Origin of the sequence: Haloferula sp. A504, from assembly GCF_044385805.1 — a bacterium.
GTDB lineage: Bacteria > Verrucomicrobiota > Verrucomicrobiia > Verrucomicrobiales > Akkermansiaceae > Haloferula.
Window position 1 is genome coordinate 1 of sequence record NZ_JBISBU010000006.1, and the last position, 22,103, is coordinate 22,103.

The 22,103-nt window shown below is 63.4% G+C and carries 19 protein-coding genes; 8 read left to right on the top strand and 11 right to left on the bottom strand.

Translation table 11 applies throughout. From position 1 onward, the window contains the following. Together ACG2LG_RS04550 and ACG2LG_RS04555 are read left to right on the top strand one after the other, a co-directional pair. A partial coding sequence (locus ACG2LG_RS04550) for a hypothetical protein (RefSeq protein ID WP_396256727.1) occupies positions 1-662 on the top strand: 662 nt, incomplete at its 5' end. 770 nt (positions 663-1,432) lie between these two features. Beyond that, positions 1,433-2,215: an NAD(P)-binding domain-containing protein gene (locus ACG2LG_RS04555; protein WP_396256729.1), complete on the top strand. Its 783-nt coding sequence runs from the start codon at positions 1,433-1,435 to the stop codon at positions 2,213-2,215. Positions 2,216-2,288: 73 nt separating this feature from the next. Here the strand turns inward: ACG2LG_RS04555 and ACG2LG_RS04560 are convergent, their stop codons facing one another. Beyond that, complete coding sequence (locus ACG2LG_RS04560; protein WP_396256731.1) at positions 2,289-3,560, bottom strand: PQQ-binding-like beta-propeller repeat protein; 1,272 nt, start codon at positions 3,558-3,560, stop codon at positions 2,289-2,291. A gap of 63 nt (positions 3,561-3,623) precedes the next feature. After that, a complete protein-coding gene (locus tag ACG2LG_RS04565; RefSeq protein ID WP_396256733.1) occupies positions 3,624-4,667 on the bottom strand; it encodes a substrate-binding domain-containing protein in 1,044 nt (347 codons plus the stop codon). Positions 4,668-4,786: 119 nt separating this feature from the next. Between ACG2LG_RS04565 and ACG2LG_RS04570 the strand changes: the two genes are divergently transcribed. From ACG2LG_RS04570 to ACG2LG_RS04580, 3 genes are read left to right on the top strand one after another with little or no spacing between them, the layout of a single operon-like run. Then, the gene (locus ACG2LG_RS04570) at positions 4,787-6,583 is read left to right on the top strand and encodes a hypothetical protein (RefSeq protein ID WP_396256735.1); all 1,797 of its coding nucleotides are present in this window, start codon (positions 4,787-4,789) and stop codon (positions 6,581-6,583) included. 12 nt (positions 6,584-6,595) lie between these two features. Further along, entirely contained in the window at positions 6,596-7,249 is a 654-nt protein-coding gene (locus ACG2LG_RS04575; protein ID WP_396256737.1) for an SUMF1/EgtB/PvdO family nonheme iron enzyme, read from the top strand. Between the two features lie 59 nt (positions 7,250-7,308). Then, on the top strand, positions 7,309-8,907 hold the full coding sequence (locus tag ACG2LG_RS04580; protein WP_396256739.1) for a hypothetical protein: 1,599 nt from the start codon (positions 7,309-7,311) through the stop codon (positions 8,905-8,907). A gap of 112 nt (positions 8,908-9,019) precedes the next feature. Here ACG2LG_RS04580 and ACG2LG_RS04585 read toward each other — a convergent pair whose 3' ends face one another. The 6 genes from ACG2LG_RS04585 to ACG2LG_RS04610 all read right to left on the bottom strand — a co-directional run bounded on the left by ACG2LG_RS04585 (position 9,020) and on the right by ACG2LG_RS04610 (position 16,334). Beyond that, the gene (locus ACG2LG_RS04585) at positions 9,020-10,153 is read right to left on the bottom strand and encodes a hypothetical protein (protein WP_396256741.1); all 1,134 of its coding nucleotides are present in this window, start codon (positions 10,151-10,153) and stop codon (positions 9,020-9,022) included. Between the two features lie 16 nt (positions 10,154-10,169). Then, a complete protein-coding gene (locus tag ACG2LG_RS04590) occupies positions 10,170-11,006 on the bottom strand; it encodes an OmpA family protein (RefSeq protein WP_396256743.1) in 837 nt (278 codons plus the stop codon). Positions 11,007-11,518: 512 nt separating this feature from the next. Then, positions 11,519-11,839, bottom strand: coding sequence for a high-potential iron-sulfur protein (locus ACG2LG_RS04595; protein ID WP_396256744.1), 321 nt, complete (start codon positions 11,837-11,839; stop codon positions 11,519-11,521). Between the two features lie 226 nt (positions 11,840-12,065). Next, a complete protein-coding gene (locus ACG2LG_RS04600) occupies positions 12,066-13,505 on the bottom strand; it encodes a DUF6288 domain-containing protein (protein WP_396256746.1) in 1,440 nt (479 codons plus the stop codon). Between the two features lie 354 nt (positions 13,506-13,859). Further along, a complete protein-coding gene (locus ACG2LG_RS04605; RefSeq protein WP_396256971.1) occupies positions 13,860-15,065 on the bottom strand; it encodes a DUF3466 family protein in 1,206 nt (401 codons plus the stop codon). A 312-nt stretch (positions 15,066-15,377) separates the two neighbouring features. Next, positions 15,378-16,334, bottom strand: coding sequence for an alpha/beta hydrolase family protein (locus ACG2LG_RS04610; protein ID WP_396256748.1), 957 nt, complete (start codon positions 16,332-16,334; stop codon positions 15,378-15,380). Positions 16,335-16,598: 264 nt separating this feature from the next. Here ACG2LG_RS04610 and ACG2LG_RS04615 point away from each other — a divergent pair, with 264 nt between their 5' ends. Beyond that, the gene (locus ACG2LG_RS04615) at positions 16,599-16,808 is read left to right on the top strand and encodes a hypothetical protein (RefSeq protein ID WP_396256750.1); all 210 of its coding nucleotides are present in this window, start codon (positions 16,599-16,601) and stop codon (positions 16,806-16,808) included. A gap of 18 nt (positions 16,809-16,826) precedes the next feature. Here ACG2LG_RS04615 and rseP read toward each other — a convergent pair whose 3' ends face one another. Then, positions 16,827-18,284, bottom strand: a complete 1,458-nt coding sequence (gene rseP / locus ACG2LG_RS04620) for an RIP metalloprotease RseP (RefSeq protein ID WP_396256752.1) — start codon at positions 18,282-18,284, stop codon at positions 16,827-16,829. Between the two features lie 370 nt (positions 18,285-18,654). Between rseP and ACG2LG_RS04625 the strand changes: the two genes are divergently transcribed. Further along, positions 18,655-19,782 (top strand): hypothetical protein, encoded by a 1,128-nt coding sequence (locus ACG2LG_RS04625; RefSeq protein WP_396256754.1) that lies wholly within the window; start codon positions 18,655-18,657, stop codon positions 19,780-19,782. Positions 19,783-19,995: 213 nt separating this feature from the next. Next, a complete protein-coding gene (locus ACG2LG_RS04630) occupies positions 19,996-20,190 on the top strand; it encodes a hypothetical protein (protein ID WP_396256756.1) in 195 nt (64 codons plus the stop codon). Positions 20,191-20,234: 44 nt separating this feature from the next. Here the strand turns inward: ACG2LG_RS04630 and ACG2LG_RS04635 are convergent, their stop codons facing one another. Together ACG2LG_RS04635 and ACG2LG_RS04640 are read right to left on the bottom strand one after the other, a co-directional pair. Further along, on the bottom strand, positions 20,235-21,674 hold the full coding sequence (locus tag ACG2LG_RS04635; protein WP_396256758.1) for a sulfatase: 1,440 nt from the start codon (positions 21,672-21,674) through the stop codon (positions 20,235-20,237). A gap of 1 nt (position 21,675) precedes the next feature. Then, positions 21,676-21,972, bottom strand: a complete 297-nt coding sequence (locus ACG2LG_RS04640; protein ID WP_396256760.1) for a hypothetical protein — start codon at positions 21,970-21,972, stop codon at positions 21,676-21,678. Between the last annotated feature and the right edge of the window lie 131 nt (positions 21,973-22,103).

Sequence of the window (22,103 nt, forward strand, 5' to 3'; positions counted from 1 at the left end):
GCTCAGCGGCGAAAATCGTGCATGCCTTCAAAGCCTGGTTACCGAGAACTTCCAGCTGTTCGAGAATCCGAAAAGTTAATGCCGAGAAGTATATTCAACGAGATCAAGGCCAAGCAAAGCGGCTTTTCATAGAGGCTTCGGAATCCGGGCATGAAGCGGCGGGGGAATGGTTGGAGAAACTAGAAAAGAGATGGTTTGTGGGAAGCTATCTTGAGAGCGAGCGGGAGACCTACAGTTATCTATGTATTGTTAATCTGGCAATTCAGGGTGACCAGAGGTCCGCATTACGAATGAGCTTAAATTATTTTCGGCACCAAGGCAGAGCGCTGTTTGCTGCGGGTGGGCTCAAGCGACTTTCCCAAGAATGGGGCCACGAATGGCTTTCTGTGGCCGCGGGCCTGGGTGATTCGGTCGCGCAGCTATTGGTTGCTGACTTTCACGCGAAGGGGCTTTGGGTCAAACAGAGTAGTCTTACCGCTGAAAGTTGGAGGAGAAAAGTTCAGAGGCCCCGGTTGCGGAAAGCTCAGCTGGGGTTGGCGAAGATATTCGGTTCCGAGGATTCGCTGCATGCCCAAATCTACCGGGCGGTCAAGTCCGGGGTGAAGAGTGAGAGAAAATTGGGTGAAGCTCTATATAAGGCGTTCAAAAAGCCAAGCCAGTAGCATGGTCTTCTGCTGCATGTAATGGATTCTAGCGTTTTTCAGGGCTTCGCTTGGCCGGCGATTATAGCTGTGAGTTCGTCCAGAGCCAGGACGCGGTCTCGGCGCCGATGCACGACAGCCTGGCAATTCGCGCAAAAGGGAACCAGATCTCGGACGTCCTAGCCTGCCCCTTCACTCGGGGCGAGCGATCCGTTTAGGACCTCGTAGGCAATGCGGCGCTCCAACATGAAAGATACCCGTCGACCATCGGTGAAGTAGAGACGGACATCGGACTCCGTGAGGCACATTGTCTCCGCCAAATCGGACAGATTCCACTCGAGCACACCACGCGGTTCAGCCATCCCCCTTTTCTATTTTGTGAGCCTTGATTGTCAAACCATCGACCGTGACAGCGATGCCACGTGCGCTTTCAGTGGACTCGAACTGAGAGGCAATAGGACGAACAAGACTCGAACCTCACAAGCCACTGACTCTCAGTATCCCCCAAACAGAGAGGGCTCTGAATGCCCGTGAAGGGCTGAGTGTTCGGGATGCCACTCGCTCGCCGGTCTGAATTTTGACAGGACCGCGATTGCCCTTGGAGGTAGCTTGGATCCTTGGAACCGAAGGGATTCCGTGTGGTCGTCAGCGGCGAGTTCACGGGGTTGCCGCGGGAAGATCCTCTTTCAAGCGTGGCGGTCGAGGGAACATTCGATTGTCGGTGCGGCCGGGTCGGATCACCATGACGCCGCTCCGCGGAGCAGCCTTTGGAAATCAACCCAGCATCCACCGTGAAGATCGGATTCATCGGAACCGGAAAGATCAGCGCCGCCGTCGTCGAGGGTCTTTGCCGCTCGCGGCTCGAAGGGCTTTCGATCCGGGTTTCCCCGCGAAACGAGCGGACCTCCGCCGAACTGGCCCGGAGCCATGCCGCCGTGCGGCGTTGCGGGGACAACCAGCAGGTGCTGGATGAGTCGGACATCGTCTGCCTCGCGGTGCGGCCGAAAGACGCCCGGCGGGTGCTGCGCGAGCTGGTCTTCCGGGAGGACCACCGGGTCGTTTCCTTCGTCACCTTCCTGCCGTTGGAAGATCTGGCGAGTGAGGCCGCCCCGGCGCGCAACGCCTGCCGCGCGATCCCGTTGCCGACGGTGGCGCACCGCCGCTGCCCGATCCCGCTGCTGAATGCGGACGACCGGGTGCTGGAGATGTTCGAGGCGATCGGCCAGCCGCTGAGGGTCGAAGACGAGGAACAGCTCCACGTCCTGTGGGCGCTGACCGGATTGATTTCGCCGCTCTACGACCTGCTCGGGCAATGGAGCGGCTGGTCCACCGCCCGGGGTGTCGGCCCGGACCTGACGAATCGCTACGTCGCGGAGATGGTCGAGGCCCTTGCCTTCGCAGCCCGGCAGCAATCTCCGGTCCGCTTCGACCATCTCTCGGAACATGCGGCCACGCCCGGGGGGATGAATGAACAGGCGGCCCGCGAAATCGCAGACTCGGGGTCCCACGCGGCGTGGCCCGAGGTGCTCGACCACCTGCTGGCCCGCTTTTCAGAAGCGGAGGGCGCTTCGTGACGGGCGGGTGTTCCGATGCGTTGGCTGATCGGCCCGACCCTGCTCGTGCTGTTAGATAGAAGGAGCCGAGGCCTTACTTGACGCAGATGAGGTGCTCGGATGTGCGGAGCAGCAGCTTCCCGTCGATGGGAACCGGAGTGGCGAGGATCTGCTCTCCCATGTCATTCTCCCCGAGAAGCTCGAAGGCATCGCCGATCCGCGCCGAGAACACGACCCCGTCCTCGCGGGCGGCATAGAGGATCCCTCCGGCAATCACGGGTGAGGCGTAGTAGGGAACGACGGACTTGGGAAGCTGGGCCGTCCAAAACGGCTCACCCGTCTCCGGATCGAGGCAAACCACTTCGCCCCGGTGACGAAGCAGGTAAACCTTCCCTTCGTACTCGATCGGGCTTGAGACGAAGACTCCGAAGTCACTGCGCTCCCAAAGCCGATGCGTGCCCGTGACATCGCCGGATCCTCCCAGGCGAACCGCATGGATCGAAGCCTGCTTCCGGTCGTCCCGACCCACCGGGACCACCGCGATGTTCCCCGCGACCACCGGTGTTGCGATCGGCGGCCAGAGGTTCTTCGCCCTCGGATTGAAGCCCCCGCAGGTCCACAGCAGTTCACCGTCATCCGCGGCGTAGGCGGTCAAGTGGTCCGAACACCACACTAGCAGGGCGTCCCGGTCGCCGTGACGAACGGGAACCGGCGTCGAGTATCCGTTGTCGTTCTCGGCCGGGGCCTCGAAGTTGCGTTCCTGCTTCCAGCGGATTTGGCCGGTGGCCTTGTCGAAGCCGGCGACCCATGAATCCCCCGCGTGGAGCCGGGGAAGGATGACGAGATCGCCGATGATGATGGGAGAACTCCCCTGGTCCCAGAACAGTTCCTGCGGACCGAACTCCTCGACCAGGTTGCGTTTCCAGCGGATCGTCCCGTCCATTTCCAGGGCCGCGAAGGTGCCGCTCTTGAAATAGACGAAGACCCCGGTGCCATCCGTGACCGGCGAGGCGTTGCTGCTGGTGCCGAGCTTCATGTGCTTCGGCTTCCTGATCGCACCGAAGCGGGTCTTCCAGACTTGTTTCCCCTCGAGATCGAATGCCAGGGCGGTATCGATGCCGTCTGCGGGTGCGGTGACGAACACCCGGTCCTTCCACACGACCGGCGAGGACGCCCCCTTTCCGGGAAGTTCGACCTTCCACAGGACCTCGTCGGCACTCCATTCGGGCGGGTAGTTCTCGCCGGCCCGGCTTCCATTGTGCGCGGGCCCCCGCCAGGAAGGCCAGTCTTCCGCGACGAGAGGGCCCATGGTCGAAAAGAACAGGATGCCGGCGGCGGAGGCGATGCTGTGCTTGGACGAGTGCATCCCCGTAGCTAGCACAATTGCGGGCATTGTCATCCTGCTTTGTTGCGGACGGGAAACCCGAATTCAACGCCGCTCCGGGGCCGGGCCGATCGTCCCGCCCTCGATGAAGCGGGCGAGGGTGAAGGTCTGCCGGTGGTCTTGCACACCACGGGCGACGTTCCCGGCCCAGCGCCCGATCCGCCGGGTGAGGGGAGCAAAGTCCGAATAGAAATGAGTGGCGAGAGGGTCGCACCAGTCAAACGAGGGATCGTGGTCCAGGCAGATCAGCGAGACGTCGCGGGGAGCAATGATCCCGCGGCGCGCCAGGTGGTCGCGGACGGCGAGAAAGGTTGGGATTTCCTCGACGATGAGGGCGGTGGGTGGGGTGACCTGGAAGAGGGATTCCAGGCAGCGGTGAAGTCCTGCGGGGCGATAACCCCAGACCGGCAGGTGATAGGCGGTGGGCCGGATTCCCTCGGCTTGAAGGGTTTCAAGGAACTTCCGCTGGAACAGGGCCGGCTCGGGAACGATCATGTTCTCCCGCGAAAGCAGAACGATGCGACGATGTCCCAGCTCGACCAGGCGCCGGATCACCGGCTGCAGGTTTTTCCGGATTCCACAACCGGCGATGGGCAGGCCGGACTTGACGCCGAACAGCGCATAGGCAGGCACCGGTTGCTTGCAGAACCACTCGAGCACCTCCCGCGATCCGGCGGTCACGATCCAGGCATCGGCCGGAACCTTGTGAACGAAACGCGCGACCCGCTTCACGTCCATGCCCAGGTCCAACAGCGTCTTGGTGGTAAAATCGGCCGTGAATCCGCGCGCCTTCAGCTGGCCCAGCAGTTCGCCGAAGAACGGCAGGGCGCGATCCGAAGGGTCGTAGGCGAGGACACGCAGCCTGAAGTGCCGGGGTTGGATGTCGCCCTCGGGCAGCACGATCCGGCGCCGCCGGCCCGGTCCCTGCGAGGCGAGCAGGCCCTCCTTCGCCAGTCGGCGCATGGCCTGCTCGACCGTCCGGTGGCTGACACCCAGTTCGCTTGCGAGCCGGTCGCGCCCCGGAAGGGTGCCCCTCCAGCGTCCGGAGAGCATCCCCTCCCGCAGGAGTTCGAGGACCTGGTCGGTCACGGTTCGAAAGCCGCTTCGCTTCACGTCGGGCAACCTGTCACAAAAAGTGACGGTGTATCAAGGAAGCTTATGCCCCGCGGCATGTATGAACGAGGGCGTCTGAGGCGTTTGTCTCCCCCATGCAGTCCTTCTTGATGTTTCTGGCGTTGATGGTCGTGATGCCGGGTCTTGTCGTCTCGCGGTCCCTTGCGGAGGAATCGCCACCGAAGGCCGCGCCGGGCGTGGACGCGAGGCTGCTCGCGCGCTACACGTCCGCGAAGGACAAGCTCCACGCGGAATTGACCAAGCGGATCCCCGACCTCAAGGACGAGGCCAGGGTGCAGGCGTTCTTGAAGAGCGACAAGCTGGACCCACTGCTTGTCACCTTCGTGGTCCTGCACGAGGCGACCCCCGAGGGCCTCGCGACCTTTGCCCAGCAGGGCAAGGAGCAGGAGCGGCTGGTCGAGCAATTGCTGTCGAACACCGACCTGATGAAGCAGATGCTGGTGGCCGACGGTCCCACGAAGCCCAAGCGCGGTGTGCCGCAATGGGGTCCGGCGATCAAGATATACACCGACATTCAAAAGGCGAGCAAGAGGGCCGATGCGGGGATCTTTCAACGGCTGGCGGTGGCCTGCGCCCTCGAGCATGCGACCCCCCTATGGCAAAGCAACACTGAGGCGCGCCCCGGTCCCGAGCACGTCGACCCGTTGGAGCGCTACATGGGCTACGAAAAGGCTTATCTCGCCGGGGAGCTGGATCCCGCCTTCCCGACCTTCGACACCTTTCATCTGTGCCTGGTGGTGAATGAACACGAACCGGAATGGACGCATGCCTGGGGACGCGAGATGATGCGCAACTACCGGCCCGACCACCTCTTCAACTCGACCGGCAACGGCAGCTACAGCCGCTTCGTCACCAGCGACATCCCGAACACTTCGGCCCGACAGTTTCACGACAATCCCAAGCTTCATGGTTATCAGAATATCCTGATGAACCACGGGATCTGCGGTCGCCGCGCGTTCTTCGGGCGCTTCATCCTCCGGTCCTTCGGCATCCCGACCATCAAGCGTCCAAGCCGCGCGCATGGAGCCCTGGCCCGCTGGTCGCCGGACGGGTGGAAAGTCGATCTCGGTCCCGGATGGGGCTCCGGCACGACCAACACGCCCTATCACAGGGATCGAGCGTTTCTGAAGACCACCCAGGCTCGCCAGAATCCCGAGGCCTACCTGCAGGTCAAGCGGGCCCAGTGGATCGGCGACCTGATGGGCGAGGAACGGATGTACTGGGGCGATGGCGGCAAGGATACCTGCTACGGCGTGTCGCTCCTGACCCAGGACCGCATCATCAAGGATATTGAGGAGGGGAAGCTTCCCCGGGTGGACCACTCGGCGGTGATGGAAGCCGACGAACCGACCCTTGCCGAGAAAGTGCTGGCCAAACCCGTCAGGAAGGAGGCCATCAGTTACAGCAGTGACGGCACCATCTTCATCCCTGCAGCCGCCTACGACAGCATTGGAGGCCGCGCGCCCAACAACCTCCTGACGGTAAGAAGTTTCGATGGCGGCGAGCAGATCTACCTCCGCCGGTTCGGCCCCTTTGGTGGTTCGGTGCCCATCCTGAAGGGAGGCAACTACAAGAAGGACTCGAACGAAGCCCGGTCGGCAAAACGGATACGGAGGGCCGGCCTTGGAGAGTATCCGGACTGGGGAATGCGGGTGGCGTTCACGCCGAAAGGCGACAATCCACCGCCCGAGCTGAAACCGGATCTGGGCAACGGGGTCTCGATGGACTTCATCTACGTCAAGCCCGGCACGTTCATGATGGGCAGCGACAAGACGGAGGAAACCAAGTTCACCTGCCCTGAAGCGCCCAGGCACGAGGTCACGCTGACGAAGGGATACTATCTCGGCAAATATGAGGTGACGCGGGCATAGTACAGCGGCCAGATGAACGTGGATCAGCACGACTACCCGGCCGGCCACATCAGCAAGGACGAAGCCGAGAATTTCTGCAGGGCGCTTTCGGAATACACCGGACAGGATGTGCGCCTCCCGACGGAGGCCGAATGGGAGTATGCGGCCCGCGCGGGGACGGATACGCTCTGGTTCTTCGGCGATGATCCGGCGCCGCTCGGCGACTATGCCTGGTATGAGCCGAATGCCGGTGGCAAGCCCCATCCGGTCGGCCGGAAAAAACCGAATCCCTGGGGGTTTCACGACATGTACGGCAACCTCTGGGAGTGTGTTTCCGACGCGTATCACCGGGATTACTTCGCCAACAGCCCGAAGAAGGATCCGATCGGCAATCAGCAGCCTTCGGAATACACGATGGACTACACCATCCGTGCTTCCAAGGCAGGCCGATACGTCCTGACGGCGGAGGTGGTCACGGCCAACTACTGGCAGAACATTGCACTCCGGGTGAATGGATCAACCGACGAACAGTTGATCACTTTGCCGATGACTTTGGGGGATTGGCAAAACACGCCGGAGACCGTCGTCGAACTCAAGGCCGGGGAGAACCAGCTGAAGTTCCTGCGACGGAACCCGATTCAATATGCCGTTGCCATCCGCTCCTTCACCCTGAGGCCGATCCAGTAGCGCATGAATCCACCTGTCGTGTTCCTCTCGAAGCAAGCCCCACAATCCCCGATCGAACCATGAAGATGCCCTTGTTAGGACCGATGATGATCGCCCTGGCACTGGCCACCGTCTCCTCGGAGGCCCGCCCGTGGACGGCGAAGACCGGTAAGGTCGTCGAGGCCGACTACGTGGCTCTCAGCCCCGATGGGGAGCAGGTCGCCCTGCGACTGCCCGACGGCCGCATCGTGAAGACGCTCGTCGCTAATCTGTCCGAGGAGGACCAGGCCTTGATCGAGAAGATCAAGATCGAGGGCCCGGACGCGATTCCCAGGGAAGTCGACTACGGTGACATCGATCCCGACTTTCTCCCGCCGTCACCATGGCCGGTGGTCAGCTATGAGGACCCCGACGGCTGGAGCACGATCGACGTAACGAAGCATGGCCTGCGGCCGGACAGCGGGATCGACGCGGCGGCGGCCATCGCCAAGATCATCGGCGATACCGAGGGACGCCGGCGCCTCTTCTTTCCCGGGGGGACCTACACGCTGAAGAGCGCCCTGGTCATCGAGCAGGGAGATATCTGGCTCGACGGCGACGGGGAGAAGACGAAGTTCGTCCTGGATTTCCCGGAGGACGCCCATGTCAACGGAATCACCTTCAAGGGGTGGGCGGAGGAGCCGCTCGCGCTGGCGAAGTTGCCGGAACGCGGTGACCAAGGCGTCGAATTGGAGGCACCGGCGGACCTGGAGGTCGGCGACCTGGTGAGGGTTTACCATCAAGTCGCAGACAACCGGGGCATTGGCTTTCCACGAGGCCAGCTTTCATGGATCACCGGAATCGACGGCACGACCGTGACGCTCGACCTTAGGATTGGTGCCGACTTCTCGGGGTCGGCCCTGCTGCGCCGCATCCACCCGCTTCACAACGTGCGCCTCACCAATCTTTCCGTGACCCGACTGAACCGCGGCAAGATGGGCGACCACAACATCGAAATCAGCCGTTGCGCAAACGCCGAGATCAGGAACGTGGAGTCCGGCAAGGCCACGACCCATTGCCTTGCGGTTCGAGACAGTCGCGATGTGGTTGTCTCCGGATGCACGGTTCATGAATACCAGGGAGGCAAGGGCTGGAACGGCTACGGCATCACCGTGGAGCGCAGCACGGCGATCCATGTCGTCAACAATCATGCCTGCCACCTGCGGCATCACTTCGAACTGGCCTGGGGTACGAGCTACAGCGTCATGGCCTACAACACCGCCGAGGCACCCTACGACTACTGCGACATCGGCAGTCATCACGGGGATCTCGGTTACTGCAATCTCTTCGAGGGGAACGAGGGCAGTGAGCTGTCGTTTGACTACGGCGAGTCGAATTGGAACGCCTACAACTTCTTCTATCGGAACCATGCGAAGAAGCAGGTGGGGAGCTTCAGGGCCAAGGGTTCGACGCGCTTCCATCTCGCGGTCATCGCCAACGAAACCGCGGCGATCGGCATGCACAAGGTCGAGCATCCCTACGTCGGGGCGAACCTCGTCAAGGGTGAGCTGCAGTGGGGCGACGTGCCGGAGGGCAGCCGCCTGCCGGCTTCGCTGTTCCTGGATTCCAAGCCCGACTATCTCGGAGACAAACCGTGGCCCCTTTTCGGTCCGCCGGTGGGAAGCGGGCGATCCAGGTAAGTCCTCCAACCACCTCCTTGCCTGGATCGCCGAAGGCATTGCCATCGACCCTCGAGACTGAGAAAGGCGGTGGCTGTTGCTCAAGGCGTCCGACCCCGTAGTCGGCGTGTCACTAGTCCATCACCACTTCCCAGGAGTAGGTTTCGATCTTCGTGTGGGAGCTGCTCAACTTCTTGAGTTCGGCCTTGCCGCCGAAGTTCTTGTCACTGTTGCGGAAGGTGACCTTCTGGTCGCGGTGCGTGGATGCCGCGGCGATCTTCTGCTGGAGGCTGAAAAGACGCTCGAGGCTGCCTGGTTCGCCGTCGCGGATCTGTTGCTTGATTTCCTTCCGTTCTGCCCTGAGGGCCTTCTCCTGCTCCCGGTTGTCGTAGTCGGTGACGGGTCCGAAATCCAGATCGCGCGGCGGGCTGAGGTCTTCGGTCGAAGTCCATTCCAACTTGGCTGAAAAGGCCGTCGGAACCACCGCGTCCACCTCGCCCGTTTCGGGCGAAAGGTGCAGGTTCATCGCCGTCGGGCTGGTTCCCACCGTGGCATCGGTGAGTTTGGCGTGTTCTCCGTCGCTCCGCTCGATGCTGCCGGAGAAGCTCACGACTTCCGCGCTGGTGATGTTGTAGGGAATGCTGAACCCCATACCTCCCATCGGCTTGAAGCGCAGGACCATCGTCACTTCAATGTCCTCCTTCGACCAGCTCTTGCCCGACGAGGACTGGTGGTGGTCGTGGATGGACTGGGTCACGCGCATGAAGTTGGCGTTGATGATTTTGATTTTTTTGCTTCCGAGAAGCTGCGGCGGGATCTCCAGATCATGCATTTCGTCTGGCTTTTTGCCGGTAAGGGCTTCCGGGATGTCGTGGGAGCGATAGACCCGGATCGTGTCGATGTTTGCGGCCGGCACCGAGGGGGCCACGTAGTGCAGCCGGATGATGTAATCTTCCCCGATGACGAACTTTTTGCCGTGTGGGACGAGACAGGGCTCACCGTTGGCAATCATGCCCATGGCCGTCACGATCACCTTGTAGTCGGGGTCCGCATGTTTGCCAAGGGGATCGAGCATCCCACTGAGAATGATCTCCATGGTCTCACCCGGTAGAAGCTCCCGCTTGGCGGGCGAGATGGTGACCGTGGTTGGCCAGAGGGGCGGGTTGTTGTCCGTTGGCCAAGCGTCTTCGTCGTCCTCGGCCGGGGCGAAGGTGGGCCCCACGGCGAGCGCGGCGGCCAGAAGGATTGCTGTGATGCTCGTGTTCATGACGTTGGGATGCGGGTTATCGCTTCACGAGTTCGACGCGGCGGTTCCTGGCACGGTTCTCGTCGGTGTCATTCGGGGCGACCGGCATGGTTTCTCCATAGCCTTTCGCCGTGAGGCGCGGTTCGGGGATGCCGAACAGGAGCAGGAAGCTGCGAACCGCGTCCGCGCGGCGTTGCGACAACTCGAGGTTGTAGGCATCGCCACCCTGGTCGTCGGTGTGCCCCTGAATCTCGACATTCAGGTCGGGATTGTCCTGCAGCAGGGTCAGCACATGTTCGAGTTGCTTCAGCGAATCCTTTTGCAGGGATGCCTGATCGTAGTCGAAGAGGATGTCGTAGAGCATGACCCGTCCGTCCGCATCGAGGGCGGCCTTCATCTGGGCGGGTCCGAAGGTGAGGGACTTCTTGAAGGAAGCCTCATCGACGATGGTGAGATACTGCTGTCCCAGGTTCGCAGGCCCGGTGTATTCACACCAAGTGGTGCCGACGCCTTCACGAGGCAGGGTGAAAACGAGGGTCGAGTCACTTTCGAAGACGACCTGCCCGCCCTTCTCCTCGGCCGCGGCGCGGAAGTTTTCCATGAACTCGATCTTGGAAATGTCCTGTACCCTGCTCCCGTCGGGCTTTCTTACTTCGTAGAGCAGGCTCCAGCATTCCCCTTTGATCTTCGTCGTTCTGCGTTTCCCCGTCTCTGCATCGATGACGGGGAACTCCGCAGCTCCGAATCGCTGGTGCTTGCTCATGTTCTGGGCCAGGACCGAACCGGGAAACGGCCGGATCAACGGATGCTCCGGGATTTCGGCGGCGTCGACTAACAGAGTGGTGGGGAATCCCACCAGGAACATCAGCGCCATTCCCAAGCTGCGGGTTCCGACAGGTTGACTTTCGTTTGGTTCGGAGGACACGTCGTCCGTGGTCTGCGGACGGAGGGAGGACAGGTTTCGCTGCCTCTGCGAGCGATGTTGGGTCAAACCCCAGCACGCGAGACGTTGTCGTGCTTTCATACCATCTGGCAAGGTAGGCACTTCACTGCGACACGTCAAGATGTGCGGAGCGCAACTCCAGGGCGTCTACACTTGAAAGTTGGAAACCGCGAATGGACGCCAATGGACGCGAATTCTGGATCTCTGAAGTCCGGGAACCGCGTGTTCAATACAACATTCGCGTGAATTCGCGACCATTCGCGGTTCGGATTTCCCCAATGTAGATGCCCTGGGCGCAACCCTCCGGGCGGTTGGGGTGAGGTTGCCGGAAGCTGCGTCGGAGGGAGGTCCGCTCCGGCGTTCTTGGTACTCTCCGCAGGCCGACAATCGAGCGTGGCGGCTATGGTCGCGCCATGTCGAAGGCAGGCCTTCCCGGGAAGCCGCTACTTGGCGGCGGGTTTGGGAGCAAATACCATGCACCAACCGCCCGCGGTAACGATCTTGTTGCCTACGGCACCACAAGGGCCGGAGTCTTCGCCGGCTTTTCCTGTGTAGAGTGCGCATCCGTCGCAGCGTTGCTCGGGCTTGTGCATGGGGTACTTGGTCTGGTCCACCTTCGTGGTGTCCTCTTTGTAACCGAGTGCTTTGGCGGTAGGATCATCTTCGGTGAGCTTCACCGGCTCCTCGGCAGCAGAAGCACGGATGGCGAGAAGAGCAGGCGCGCCTGCGGCGAAACCGAGAAGGAAATGACGTCGTGAGTGCATGGCAGTGGATTTGTGGACGGTGGAACTTAAGCGGGAGCGGCAAGGAAGTTCCAGATTTAGCAAACAACTTGTGTGTTTTTGCACCAAACAGTGTGTTTTCCGAACGAGTGATGCGCGGGCTTTGTTCCGGAGTAGCCGGTCGTTTTCATTCAAAAGTCCTCGGCAGTTCGGACCTTGCGGCTTTGGACCTTGCGACCCGAATTGGTCTGAAACAGTGCCGTTCGGTTCAAGGCGTGGCGCCCTGGATCCGCAGGCGCGGCTTCCCGCTGAGGGCGATGGCCATGGCCGCGGTCGGGTGGAGGCGGGGTGACATGTAGTAGGCCTTCTCGTGGCGGTTGCGTCCGGGCTGGGCGACGAAGGCGCCGTCGTGCGTGCGCGCCATGTTGATGAAGGCCTTGTTGTAGTCGAAGAGTTCGCGCATGGCCTTCCTGTCATCGGCGAGCCGGACGCCGATCAGGGCCCAGGCGTAGGCCAGCACGTTGTCGCCATGGCCGTCGTTGAGGCGGGTCTTGGCGGTGACCAGGCCCCGGGTGACCGCAGCGACATGCTCGTCGGCACCGGTCCTTCCGGCCACCTTGTGCGCGATGAGGGAAAGGCCCTGACGGCCGACCGGGGTGTAGGCCCCGGTGGCGAAGCGGTAGCCCATGTAGCCGGACTCGTGGGTGTGGGTGTGGACGCAGTCGTAGGCGATGTCGCGGTTGAAGTCCTCGATTTGGATGCCGCAGTCCTCGGCGAGCTCCCAGGACAGGATGGCCATCAGGGTGGTGATGGTCATGGTTCCGTAACCGGCGATGCGGGCCCCGTGGCCGTTGCCGCCCTTGAGGAAGTTCGCGGCCTGGGGCTGGCCGCCGTGCATGGCGTCCTTGTAGTCGGCGGGATCGATCACCTGTGAGAGGTAGAGGCGTTCGGTGAGTTTCCGGATGGTCTCGAGGACCCGCTTGTCACCGCTCTTGAGGTAGTACTCGGAGAGAAAGATGCACTGGTAGGAGGGGTACCAGGTCCACTCCTTCTCGCCGGGCATCTCGTTCCACGAAAGGGCGAACGCCTCCGCCTCCTTCATCCTGTCGTGGGCGAGCAGGGCGAGGCCGTACAAACCGCGTTGGTGGACGGGACCGCGGGTGGCGTCTTCCCGGGTGAGCAGGTAGGTCATCGCGCCCTTGGCCAGTTGCTCGGACTTCCTGCAATCCACGGGGTAGGTGCTGGAGAAGCGGCCGATCGCTTCGAGCGGAACGCTGACCTTGATGGGTTCACCATCACGAAGCACGTCGAGCACGAGCTTGCCGTCCCGGCCTTCGCTGTCCTCGATCGCCAGGCCGAGGTCCATCACGGGGCCCTCGATGCCGTTGCCGGGCTGCATGCCGTAGCACTTGCCGAAAGTGTGCTTGCCGAAAGGCCTGGCGTTGGCGCCGGTGATCTCGTCGTCGAGCTGCAGGCGGCCCTTGGCCGGCGAATCCTCGAACACATGCTTCACCACGAAGGACCGCTCTTTGAGGATGGCGCGGGCACCGGTGGGACCGAGATTGACCAGAAAGCCGGGAACCTCCTTGTCGGGACCGATCTGGGTCGGTTTCTCCCATTGGCCGAGGTTTTCGGCGTCGTAGATGGCCAGCACCGGAGTGGTGAGCAGGGCGAGGACGAACAGTGGAGTGGGCGGGAGCCGCAGCATGACGGGGGACATACGCAGCCGACCGGACGACTTTGCTGAAAATCGCAACCATCCTCGTCGGGGCGTCGGCTTGGATCGGCAGAGTCCGGGTGTTCTTTCCGGTCGTGCCATGGCGACGCGAGGAGCCGCCCGGTGACGGGACCATCCGCCTCCTCTCCGGATCACCCCGGGTTCCGTGCTTGCAGGGTGCAAACGACGATTTCCAACCACGGATTGAATGGATGTTCACGGATTCTACGGCGGGAAATCAGAGTTGAATGAGAGCTGAACCATTTTGCTATTGGGTGAATGGGTCACCTTTCATCACTCATCAAAAATCCGTGTATCCGTGGTTCCCATCGAGGGCAGTCGGGATCATGGCCGGTACAGCCTGAAGAATTGCCGGGGCGGATGTTCGGGACCGAGGGGCACGGAGTGGACGAACTCACTGCCTTCGACGACGATCCCCGTGGTGACCTCGCTCCATGAACCAGGCTCGAGGCTGTCACTTGCCTGGAGGATCGCGGTGGTGTCGCCGGCGGGCCAACTGAGGCGCAGCGCCGGGCCATCCGGAGTGCTCACGACCTCCGAACTCATGACCATCTGGATCGGCGTGAGCAGAAACGCCTGCTGGTCGCTGCCGGCATATTGATCGGCGGAACCGTAACCACAGATCTGGCCGGCTTCGTTGATGCCGGTGGCCTCGACGAGTTTCCACCCGTCGAGGTTGGCCGTCATGGTGTTGAGGTCGTGGATGGTTCCATCCGGGTCCCAGAGGGTCGCATAGCGGCGATCATGAATTCCGGTGCCACTGTTGCGGGAGTAACCGACCACCTGCCCCTGCTCGTTGATGTCGCGGGCGGCGGAGCTGCTCTGCTGGGAATAGGGGAGAATGCCGTAAGTGCGCAGGGTGCCGTCGGCATCCCACACGCAGGCCCGGCCGGTGGTGGTGCTTCCGGCCACCTGTCCCAGGTCGTTGATGGCGGCGACCCCGCCGGTCCCGAGTTCGGTGTAGGTCCCGTCCGGCCACCACTTGTAGGCGTGGGCGACGTAGCTCCAGTCGGAAACGGTTCCCGCGATGACATTGGAAGAATTGACGTCAATGGCGTAGCCGTGGGATCCCGGCCGGGCGAGGGACTCCATGCTGAGGACGTGACGGAACGGGGTGAAGTTGACGAACACCTTCGAGTTCCCCACGACCCAGCCGTTGTCATTGATGCCCTTCGCCTGCGCGAGCGGGTTCTGTCCGTTTGGGCTCGGGTCGAGGTTGCCGAGATCGGTGAACGAACCGTTCCAGTCGAAGGCATGCTCGGACCAGTCGCCGGCCGTCTCATAACCGACGATGTGGCCGGAATTGTTGATGTCCTGGACGTAGACGCCCCGCGATTCAGTGGTGGCACTGCCGAGCGGTGTGAAGCCGGTGCCGGGGGCCCAGCGATACCCCGCGCTGCCGGTCGTCACGGCCATCTGCCCGTGATCGTTCAGGGCGACACCACGTGAGTAGCTGGCTCCTTCCGGGATGCCGATCTTCTGAACCGAGTAGATGGTCTCGGCCCGCGCCACCGGGCCGGCGAGCAGCATCCCCAGCACCACCAGGATCGAGGCACGGTTCCAACGGAAAGGAGCGGTGGACGCCGTTGAATGGAGGCGAAATGCAGGCGACCGTCGCGACCGGACGGAAGAACTCGCCGTGGGGGAGGAAACCAAGGCTTTCATACCGGATAGCAAAATATGCGGAGTCCGGCGGGGTGTCAAATCAGGAGCCAGCCGCGATCCGGGCATCCGCCCGTCGATCGTGGGAGCGACGACCAGACTCGGATCCGGGATTTCGCGAAATCGGCGCGGCGCCCGGAGGCCGGCAACGAGGTGAGCTTTCTGCCCCGCGCTCCCCGGTCACTTCCGCTGCCACCCGTCCGCGTCCGCCAGGATCCCGCGCGGGCCGTCGCCGTCGAGCCAGGCACGTGCCTTCGCGTCGGATGTTAGATAGCTCTCCCAGAAGGCCGTGCTCAGCGCCAGGATCACGCGGTGATGATCCGGATCGCGCCGTCCCGCACCGCGACGCCTCACATCGCTGAAGGCCATGTGCTCGGCCCCGTCCAGCACCAGCTCGTACTTCGACCCCGCCGGCATCGCCGGATAGACCTCCCGTCGCTCCTCGGGCGTGGTGTTGCCGATCGGACTGCCGTCCCGGGTCCCGGTCATCAGCATCATCGGCAGCGTGACCTCGCCAAAGGCCTGCTCGGCACTCCCCCGCCTCGGCGGACTCGGGCTCAGCGCCAGACCGGCGTCGATCCGCTCGTCACTGAAGGCCTTTCCGGCCCGGCCGAAGACCTGGCCGCACACCGCCTGCGTGGTCACCGCGCCGTAGGAATGCCCGGCCATCCCGACCTTTTCCAGGTCCAGCCGGCCCTTGAGAAAATGCCCGTCTTCCGCGTTCCACCGCTCGAGCTGGTCGAGCGTCGCCGGCACATCGCACATCCGGCCCATGAAGGTCTCGCCATTGGCGGCGGATTTCATCTTTTCCATCCGCTCCGACCCGGCTGCGTCCTTCCACACCGCCTCGTCGCTGCCCGCGTGCTGCATTGCGACCACCGCGAATCCCCGCGCCGCCCAGTGCTCGACGAGATAGGTGCCGACCTCCCGCGAGCCGCCGAGTCCGTGGCTCAGCAGGATCACCGGCGCCGGCATTTCATCCGGCAGATAGATCTTCAGCGGCACCTCCCGCCCGTCGTGGGAAAACTCGGTCCGCATCACCTCCACCCCACCCGGTGCCCGCGATGGATCGTAGCGCGATTCCACGGCAAACCCCACCGAGGTCGCCACCAGCAACAGGAAGAGAGACGCTTTCATCCCCTCATCCAACCCGGCACCCGCCGATTCGTTGCGCCAAAACCCGCCTCCTCATCTAGAAGCTGATAGGGATTCCGCCATGCACCGCCAACCGAATACTCGAAAGCATAGACTAGAGGTCTTCGCCTACTTGCTGAACAACTACTTCGACGGAGATATTGAGCGGTTCGCCGCCAAGACAGGTTACAAGGTCGGGGGTCCGTGATTTGTGGCATTCGGTGAATCGGTCTCCGCCCGATCTGAGAAGTCCGACTTCGTCGTGGATTGGGGGACCCGGGGCTGCGCCCGCTGCGCGAGCTGACCCCGGGCTATCGATGGGTGGCCCCGTTGGGGCCGGGGAGTGGCGACCTGGTCGGGGTGGTCATCGACTGGGCCAAGGCGGTCCTGCAGCTCGAGCTCCTCAACGGGGAAGGCGGGGTCTTCCTCCGCCATCCGGTGCCGCTGGAGGACCTGCAGGCCGGGGGAGCGGAGTAGGGTTGGGCCGCCCCCGGTTCACCCGCCTTCCGGCTCGGGGAAGACGGTTTCGGGGCGTTCGTCGCCGCCCATGCCGAAGTCGTCGAAGATGTCCTTCGAGGTGACGTAGAGCATGATGCTGAAAAGCAGGAAGACGAAGCCGAGCTGGAGGACCTCGAGGAACTTCACGTTCACCGGCCGGCGGGCGATGGCCTCCATGGTGGCGATGGTGATGTGGCCGCCGTCGAGCACCGGGAAGGGCAGCAGGTTGAGCAGGGCGAGGTTGATGTTGATCAGCACCATGAAGCCGAGGATGCGGTGGAAGGGGTGGTCGAGGAGCAGCGAGAAGTACTGGATCTTGCCGATGCCGACCGGACCGCTGAGGTGCTGGATGCCGATGCTCGACTTCGGCGAGGCGACGCTGGTGAGCGTGATCCACATCGTGCGCAGGGTGTCGACCGTCTGCTCGACCGGGTTCGGCCGGACCCATTCGCGGATGTAGGGATCGGGCGCGGAGAACAAGGCGCCGATCATGTAGTCCTGCGGCTCGGCGTCGGGCTCGGCGTTCTTGACGATCGGCCGCACCGGCGACACGGCCAGCTCGACCGGTGCGCCGTCGCGCTTGACGGTGAAGGTGAGCGTCTTGCCCTCACTGTTCTTGATGAGTTCGAGGAGCTGGGAGAAATCGACAATGGCTTCGCCGTCGACCTGCTTGACGACATCGCCCTCCTCGAGTCCGGCGAGCCGGGCGGGGGCGTTGGGGTCGTCGACGAGTCCGGTGATGGCGATCGGGGTGTCGGGGGCCATCGGCATGATGCCGACCTGGCGGGTCTTCTTGCGATCGAGCACGGACTCGCTGGGCGGGATGTAGAAATCGGAAACGATCTCTTTCCGGCCCTCGCCGGGGCGATCGACGGTGAAGTGGATGCGGTCGCCCTTGCTGGTGGCGATGTGCATGAAGACGCTGTCGAGCGGCAGGTTCCAGGTCTCCACCGGTTGGTCGTTGATGGAGAGGATGCGGTCTCCGCGCTGGAGTCCGGCCTCCGCGGCCTTGCTGCCGGCCTCGACCCAGCCGATGGTGGTCGTCGGGATCACGTCGACCGGCTTGGCGATGATCCAGATGATGACGGCCGAGACGAACGCGAGCAGGAAGGAGAAGAAGGGGCCGGCGAAGGCGACAATGATCTTGTCGAGCGGCGTGATGTTCGGCAGCGGTTCGCCGTCGTCGCGGTTGCCGCCTTCGATGGCCTCCATCGGCGCCATCTGCGGCAGCGCGACAAAGCCGCCGGCGGGAATCCAGCCGAGACCGTACTGGACGCCGTTGATGGTCTTGCTCCAGATCGGCTTGCCGAACCAGATCTGGAAGCGGTCGATCTTGAGGCCGCGCCATTTCGCCGCCCAGAAGTGGCCGAGCTCGTGCACGAAGATGATCAGATTGAAAATCATGATCACCAGGAAGATGAGCAGGGCGGTGGTGAGCGGGCCGGGGTCGAGCATGAGGAACTAGAGGAACGCGCGCAGGTTACGGTCGACCCCCGATGCTTCAAGAAGTTAAAACATACGGGATGGCGGGGGATCGGGTGCCGCGGTGCGGGTGAGGGGTTCGAGTCTTGGTGATGAGTGGGGAGTGGTCAGGGAGCAAGAGGAATGGCCTGCGGAGGTGGCCGGTAGAGTGGGAGTTGCCGGGTGGGCGACCGCCATCGCTGCGCTCGGCGGCGAGGATCTGACCACCGGCCACTGGAAACTCATCACCAAGGCCCGGAGCGCAGGATCGGTTGGCGGACGGACTGGCGGACGAGCGGGACGCTCGTCCCTGCCTGTCCAAGAGCATTGACGCCCCGGGCGGAGTTTTTCCATGCTCCGGACCGTGGCGAATCGGATTGAGAGTGCCGTGGTGCGCGGGGAAATCGACAACACCGTCGAGGGCCGCACCATCGGCTGGATCTGGCTGCTCGGCCGGGCCGATCCGGTGACGCTCGATCTGGCGGGCGACTGCTGGCGCGACCTGGCCGGGGCGCGGCTGAAGTTCCGCAACCCGGAGGCCACCGGGCATGCGCAGCTCGACGACCTGCAGCGCGGGGTGGTGGGCGACATGACGGCTTCGCGGAAATGCCGCGTGCCCCTGATTCCCATCGATGACTACCTGGAAGCCAAGGCGGCGGGCGAGGATCCCGGGGAGGTGTGGAAGAACACGCTCTACCTCGAGTGGTTCAGTGAAAGCGATGGTCGGGTGGTGATCGAGACGACCGACTACGAGCTGGAGCTTTCCGACCCGGAGTGGCGGATGGATGCCGATGCCGAGGAGGCGCAGAAGCTGGCGAACCTGCAGGCGATGCGGGATTTCCTCGAGCGGATCATCGACCGTCGCCCGTTCCAGCCGGACCGGCCGGAGGGGGTCGAGGATGATGAATTCGAATGGGAGAAGCGGCTCAAGGAGAGCGACCGCCTGACCGACGCCTATCAGGAGGTGCTGGAGAAGTACATGAACGATCCGGATGCCGAGCGGAAGGAGGCGTTTGCCATGGGATGGGACGGGATGCTCGAGGCGATGGCCGACAAGCAGGAGCAGTCGGACCCGGAGGACGAGGAGGACGACGACGAAGAGGGTTGGATGGAGTGTGACGACGACATGGACTTTGGCGACCGCGAGGACGAGCATCCGCTGATCCAGGAAGCGGAGGATCTGGCGGTGCGGGCCTTCACCACGCTCGACCGCGAAAGCGAGGCGGCGGCGGAGGTGGCCAGCCTGATCGGGCAGGTCGCGGCCAAGCTCGCCGGGGCCCTGTGCGGCGACTACGAGCGGGAGATCGGATTCGTGCTGGCGCTGCTGAAGCGCTGCCTGAGCCTGCAGAACGAGGCGCTCGCGGCCTTCAACACGCTGCTCGAGCAGACGCCGGAAGCGGATCGCCGGCGGGCGATCGAGGCGCTGAGGGACGACTTCCACCTGCTCCGCGGCAAGACTTCCGAGATGCGCCGCGAGCTGCGGGGGACCTGATGCGGAGTCCGGGCACAGCGGTCGAAGGTCCTCGGGTTCAGGGGTTCACGAGCATTCATGACGCGGGATGGGTTCCGACTTTGGACTTTCAGACCTTCGACCTCCAGACCGAGTCACCCGCTTGAGGAAGTGCGATTCAGCCGGGAGGCGATGATTAAGACATCCGAAGCAATCGGGATTGATTTTGTGCCGGGAATGCGACAGATTCCCGCCATGAAGATTTTTGCGTGCACGGCGCTGTTGGTGATGGGGCTGAACTCCTGCAACACGTTCATCGGCATGGGCCGGGACATCCGCCAGATGGGTGAGGGCATGGAACATGTCGCCCATGGCAAGCGTCTCGATGGGAGCGAGAAGACGGGGAGTTCGCAGCAGTCGTCGGGAGACGAGGCTTTGCCGACCTACTGACCCGGATTTTTCCCGCCTGGGAAATGAGGGCCGTCCGGCCCCGGTCACGGGCTTTTCTCCAGCGAGTCGATCGGCTTGTTCTCCCAGAACCAGCGGTCACCTCGCTTCTCCAACGTGCGGCCTCCGGAGCCGGGGACGTGCTTCGCTTCCTTGTCGGGAAGATGCCCGGCGAGCCGCTTGATGACGTCCGCGTGCTCCGCCTTGCCGGCAAGGTTGTGCCATTCGTTGGGGTCGTTTTCGCGGTCGTAGAGCTCCTCCGAGCCGTCGCCGTAGCGGATGTAGCGCCAGCGCTCGTCGCAGACCGAATGGTTGCCGGGGTTGTGGGTGGTGATGGCCGGACGCCGGGGCGTGTCGGGGTTTTCCAACTGCGGACGGAGTGACAGGCCCTCGAGCCCCTCGACCGGGTCGAGTCCGGCGAGGTCGACCAGCGTCGGGTAGATGTCGAGCAGTTCGGCGGGTTGGCGGCTGCGCTGGCGGGCGTCGATTCCCTTGCCCGAGAAGATCAGCGGCACCCGGGTCGAGCGTTCCCAGAGGGTGTTCTTGCCGCTGATGTCCTTTTCGCCGAGATGCCAGCCGTGGTCGGAGAAAAGCACGACGAGGGTGTTGTCGGCGGCGGATGATTCGTGAAGGGCGTCGAGTACCCGGCCGACCTGCGAGTCGGCGAAGGAGACCGAGGCGAGGTAGGAGCGGACGAGGTTGCGCCACTCGCCCTGGTCGCGGAGCAGCTTCAGCCGCGGCTCGGGCAGCCGCCAGTTCAGGTACCAGGCGAACTCCGGGACGTCGTCGCGGTCGCCGTCGAGCAGCGGTGGCATCTTGAGGGTCTCATCCGGATAGAGGTCGAACCACTCCTGCGAGGCGAAGCACGGCACGTGCGGCCGGCCGAAGCCGACCCCGAGGAAGAAGGGCTTCTCGTGGTCGCGCCCGAGGAAGTCGACGGCCCAGCTGGCGATCTCCCAATCGTTCTGCTGCTCGTCCTTTTCGGGATACACGCCCCAGTCGACCAGACGGTGCTCGGAGATGCCCTCGACGAGTTTTTTCTTCGGCAGCGGGCCGAAGTTGCAGGGTGGCCCGTATTCGTCGAACTCGGCGGCGCGGTCCTTCTTCGGCGGGAAGGTGTGGTAGATCTTGCCGACCAGCGCGGTGTGGTAGCCGGCCCCGTGGAATGCCTGGGGCATCGACACCAGCTGCCGCAGTTCCGGGACCGAGCGGAACCACGGGGCGAGGCCGTAGACCCCGGTGGTGGTCGGGCGCAGGCCGGTGACCATCGAGGTCCGCGAGGGATTGCAGACCGGGGCCTGGCAGTGGGCGTTGGTGAAGAGCGTGCCGCTGGCGGCGAGGCGGTCGATGTGGGGCGTCCGGACCTGGGGGTGGGTGTCGAGGCAGCCGATCCAGTCGTTCAGGTCGTCGATGCCGATGAGCACCACGTTGGGTTTCCCCGCCAGCGCGGGGACGGCGAGGAGCAGGCAGGCAAGGAGGGTTTTCATCTCAGGAAACCAGTGCGCGGGCGATGTCGAGCCACTCCTGTTCGAGGGACTCGCCGCGGGGTGTCGCCGGCTTGCCGGCCTGGGCATACCAGTAGCAGGCGTTGCCGTAGTCGCCCTCTTCGCGGTGGAGCCAGGCGTGGATCCAGGCTCCATCGGGGTTGGGCAGGTCCTGGCAAAGATCGTGCGCCTCGGTCCAGCGGCCGGCCTTGGCGAGCCACAGGGTGCGTTCGGTCAGGGTCAGGCCGGTGGGCGGCTGCGCCTCGTTGGCAGCGGAGCGGGCAATGGCGTCGGCATCCATGGACCTAGGGGAGCGGAAAGCCCGCCGGGGATCAACGGCATTCGTGGGGCGCAGCGGGCCGTTCGGCGTGCGGTTCAGGAAAGCGGCAGTTTCCGGAGCGCCGGATATCCGGTTGGCCCGGGGACTTCCGG